Source organism: Polynucleobacter sp. 35-46-11, from assembly GCF_002281105.1.
The window spans coordinates 1-4508 of sequence record NZ_NCFJ01000182.1; the positions used below are offsets into that span (position 1 = coordinate 1).

The following is a 4508-nucleotide window of genomic DNA, read 5'->3' on the forward strand; positions in this document are numbered from 1 at the left end:
TAACCATCCTTTAACTCTTTAGCAGCACGTGCTGCCATTTCATCTCTATTCCAAGGCATATCAATCTTCCTAAATATTCTGTACTGTTTTTATATTGCTTCGATGGTATTAAGCTGCAGATAAAGTGCGTTGCTCAATACGCTTCTCAGGCGTGGTGTTGAGAACCAAGCGATGCACGTAGATACCTGGCGTATGAATCTCATCCGGATCCAATTCACCGTTCTCTACGATCTCTTCTACTTCAGCAACGGTAATCTTGCCAGCCATGGCCACTACTGGATTGAAATTACGTGCGGTGTAGCGATAAATCAAGTTACCTGACTTATCTGCCTTCCATGCTTTGACAAGAGAAATGTCTGAAACGATTGCACGCTCCATGATGTAACGCTCACCATCGAATTCTTTTTCTTCTTTACCTTCGGCAACCAAAGTACCTACACCGGTTTTGGTATAGAACGCAGGAATACCGCAACCGCCTGCGCGCAATTTTTCTGCCAAAGTACCTTGAGGGGTAAATTCCAACTCCAGCTCACCAGCTAAAAACTGACGCTCAAACTCTTTGTTCTCGCCCACATAGGATGCGACCATCTTTTTGACCTGTCTTGAATTCAAAAGCAAGCCCAAGCCAAAGCCATCTACGCCAGCATTATTAGCAATCGCAGTCAGATTTTGCGCACCAAGATCCTTTACTGCCTGAATCAAAGCCTCAGGGATGCCGCAAAGACCAAAACCGCCAACCGCGAGCTTCTGGCCATCCTTCAAGATATCCCGTAAGGCATCTACTGCTGATGGGTAAGTTTTATTCATACATTCGTCCTAATATTGCCAAAAAGGTAAAAAAGTAATCATAACGCTTTGGGAATCCCAGCCCGAAGGCAAAGGGCACCAACCTGCCTTTCATCGCTTAGAACTAAACTAGAAGGGTTCAAGGAAGCCATAAAAAAATGGTGGAATTGCCAAAAATTGCTGAAAATGAGCTCAGCAAGCTATTTTTAGAGATGTCGGAGAGTGAAATGAACGCCCAGGAATTGCTCGAACAATTTGGACCAAGAGAATCCATGGACTATGACTTAGTCATCGTCGGAGGTGGTCCAGCAGGCCTATCTGCAGCCATCAAAGCAAAACAACTCGCGAATGAGTCAGGTAAAGAAATTAGTGTCTGCGTTTTGGAAAAAGGCTCCGAGATTGGTGCGCACATCCTTTCTGGCGCCGTTATGGATCCTAAGGCGCTCACCGAGCTATTCCCCAACTGGAAAGAAATGGGGGCACCACTAGATACTGAGGTTACTCAAGACCAGTTTTTATTTTTAACAAAAGAAAGTTCGTTCCAAGTTCCGAATTGGATGCTGCCCCACTGCTTTAAGAATGAGGGTAACTATATTGTCAGCTTAGCCAATGTGACTCGCTGGCTTGGCCAACAAGCCGAGAATCTCGGTGTAGAAATTTTTCCAGGATTTCCTGCGGCAGAAATTCTGTATAACGAACAAGGTGCAGTCTGTGGTGTCATTACAGGTGCAATGGGTTTAGATAAAGAAGGCAATCCAACCGATCAATTTCAACTTGGCATGGAATTACGTGCCAAGTACACTCTATTCGCCGAAGGTTCACGCGGACATCTAGGCAAACAACTCATTAGCAAGTTTGCATTGGATAAAGATGCTGACCCACAAAGTTACGGCATTGGTATTAAAGAACTATGGGAAGTAGAACCCTCTAAGAGCAAGCCCGGTCTGGTAGTTCACACTGCAGGCTGGCCACTAGAAAGCGACACCTATGGTGGTTCATTCTTGTATCACTTGGGTGATAACAAGGTTGCAGTAGGTTTGGTAGTGGGCCTCTCCTATAAGAACCCTTACCTCTCGCCGTTTGAAGAGTTCCAGCGCTATAAGCTGCATCCAAAAATCCGTGAGACTTTTGAGGGTGGAAAACGTCTGGCTTATGGCGCACGCGCACTAACGGCTGGCGGCTTAAATAGTCTGCCTAAGACTGTATTCCCAGGGGGTGCATTAATTGGTTGTGATGCAGGATTCTTAAATGCATCACGCATCAAAGGCAGTCACGCTGCAATTAAGACTGGGATGCTGGCTGCTGAAGCTGCAGTTGCAGCGCTTAATGAGAATCGTTCCGCTGATGTGTTGGCTGCCTATCCAAGCGCGTTCAAAAATAGTTGGCTACATACTGAACTTAATCAAGCGCGCAACTTTAAGCCATGGATGTCCAAAGGACTTTACCTTGGAACTCTGATGGTTGGTCTAGAGCAAAAGCTGTTGGGTGGCAATATGCCCTGGACAATTCATTTAAAACATGCAGACCATGAGTGCCTTGAGCCAGCAGCGCAGCATCAACCCATCGAGTATCCAAAACCAGATGGCAAGATTACTTTTGATCGCCTCTCATCAGTATTTATTTCCAATACCAATCATGCTGAGAATCAACCCATTCACCTGACATTAAAAGATGTGTCGGTACCAGTCAGCTTGAATCTCAAAACTTACGCAGGTCCCGAGCAACGTTACTGCCCTGCTGGCGTATATGAGTATGTAGAAAAAGATGGGCAACCACAGCTGCAGATTAATTCACAAAACTGCGTCCATTGCAAAACCTGTGACATCAAAGATCCAAGTCAAAATATTATTTGGATTACCCCTGAAGGTGGTGGTGGCCCGAACTACGCATCAATGTAAAGAATGTTGATTGGTTTATCTAGCTGGGTAGTGGCGTGGGCGCAGTTTTCCAATCGCCATACCCGCTAGGCCACAAGCTAAAGCAGCCATCACGAAGACATTACGTGGCTGAGTTGCCTCCCAAAGCCAACCCGCAACTAAACCACCTAGCGTCCCACCCAAACCATACGATACTGTTGCCATCAAAGCTTGCCCTCTGGCTTGCAAGGGGCCAGTAAACCAGCGCTGCAGTAACTTGGTGGCAGCACTATGGTGAGCACCAAAAGTAGCCGCATGCATCAACTGAGCCAAAATCAGCACCCAAGTGAATGGGAAGAAGGCAATCAAAATAAATCGAAACACGCCAACGCCAAAAGCAAGCTGTAAAACAACTTCAGCATCCAGACGACTGAGCACTTTGCTCTGGAAATAAAAGAAAATCACTTCAGCAGCAACGCCTAGAGCCCAAAATAAACCGATCTCGAATTTATCGTAGCCCAGGTCTGCTAGGTAGAGTGAATAGAACACATACAAAGCTGCATGCGCAAAGACCATAAAGAAGCCCGATAGCAAGAACCAACGCACATCAGGATTAAACAAAACAATTAAGAGTTCGCCCTTCACCATCTTGCGACGTTCCATCTTAGGCTCATGCAAGCGGAACGTCACTAATGCCAAGAAGATCAACACTACCGCGCCCACAATCGGATAGAGCTCAATACCTTCGCGCTGAAATAACTCGCCAGCAATTAAGACCATTGCAATAAAACCAATTGATCCCCACAAACGTAAGCGGCCATAACGTTTATCAAATGAATTGTCTTTAAATAAAGCATGTACTGTGGCCGACTCTCCTAGTGGCATCAAGCTACTAAGAATGGTGTGCAATACAAACATCCAAATGAAAAATGCAATGTAACTATGCAGAAAAAAGATGCATAAGAAAGTGACTGCTGCCAAGCAAGCACAGAATCTAATAATGCCAATACGATCGGACAAGTAGTCAGACAGCCATCCCCAGGAGAATGGCCCAACTATTCGTGTAATTTGTAGCATGGACATTAAGACTGCAATCTCAATAACACTAAAGCCACGGTCAAGAAAAAAGAGGCTGGCGTAGGGAGAAACTAAGCCAACATACGCGAAATATAAAAAGAAAAAGGACCCGAAGGCCCAACGCACTGAAGGTGTCATTTTCTTTTTCTTAAACGGATTTAGTCGCTTACTGAACCAGGTCGAGCAGCCGGCACAGGCGACACAGCATGTTTCACATCACCGCATTGAGCACGATGGCGTAGAGCATGATCAATCAATACCAGAGCTAACATCGCTTCAGCAATCGGCGTTGCACGAATACCCACACAAGGATCATGACGACCTTTGGTTTGCACAGTAATCGGCTTTCCATCTAGGTCAACTGATTCCTTTGGACTCAAGATACTAGAAGTGGGTTTGATTGCAATTGATACACGCAAATCTTGACCGGTACTAATGCCACCCAAAGTGCCGCCAGAATTATTACTTGCAAATCCATCTGGATGCAGTTCGTCGCCATGCTCACTACCGCGTTGCGCTACTGACCCAAAGCCAGCACCAATCTCAACACCTTTGACCGCATTAATACCCATCATGGCATGCGCGATGTCAGCATCTAACTTATCAAATAAAGGTTCACCCAGACCGATGGGCACATTACGCGCCCGTACTTCAATCTTGGCGCCACAGGAATCCCCTGCTTTGCGCAGCGCATCCATGTAGGCTTCTAGTTCTGGCACGATTTCTGTGTTTGCCGCAAAAAAGGGATTGGTTTCAATCAGCGAAGCATCCTGAAATGGAATCTTGATT

The 4508-nt window shown here is 45.9% G+C and carries 4 protein-coding genes; 1 reads left to right on the forward strand and 3 read right to left on the reverse strand.

All coding sequences use genetic code 11. From position 1 onward, the window contains the following. Positions 1-108: 108 nt before the first annotated feature. Positions 109-807 (reverse strand): CoA transferase subunit A, encoded by a 699-nt coding sequence (locus B7Y67_RS11295; RefSeq protein ID WP_293598726.1) that lies wholly within the window; start codon positions 805-807, stop codon positions 109-111. Positions 808-1013: 206 nt separating this feature from the next. Here B7Y67_RS11295 and B7Y67_RS11300 point away from each other — a divergent pair, with 206 nt between their 5' ends. After that, entirely contained in the window at positions 1014-2684 is a 1671-nt protein-coding gene (locus B7Y67_RS11300) for an electron transfer flavoprotein-ubiquinone oxidoreductase (RefSeq protein WP_293598729.1), read from the forward strand. Positions 2685-2699: 15 nt separating this feature from the next. Here the strand turns inward: B7Y67_RS11300 and B7Y67_RS11305 are convergent, their stop codons facing one another. Together B7Y67_RS11305 and aroC are read right to left on the reverse strand one after the other, a co-directional pair. Next, entirely contained in the window at positions 2700-3857 is a 1158-nt protein-coding gene (locus B7Y67_RS11305; RefSeq protein WP_293598727.1) for an MFS transporter, read from the reverse strand. 20 nt (positions 3858-3877) lie between these two features. Next, positions 3878-4508 (reverse strand): chorismate synthase (gene aroC / locus B7Y67_RS11310; protein WP_293598728.1); only part of this gene is annotated, 631 nt, incomplete at its 5' end.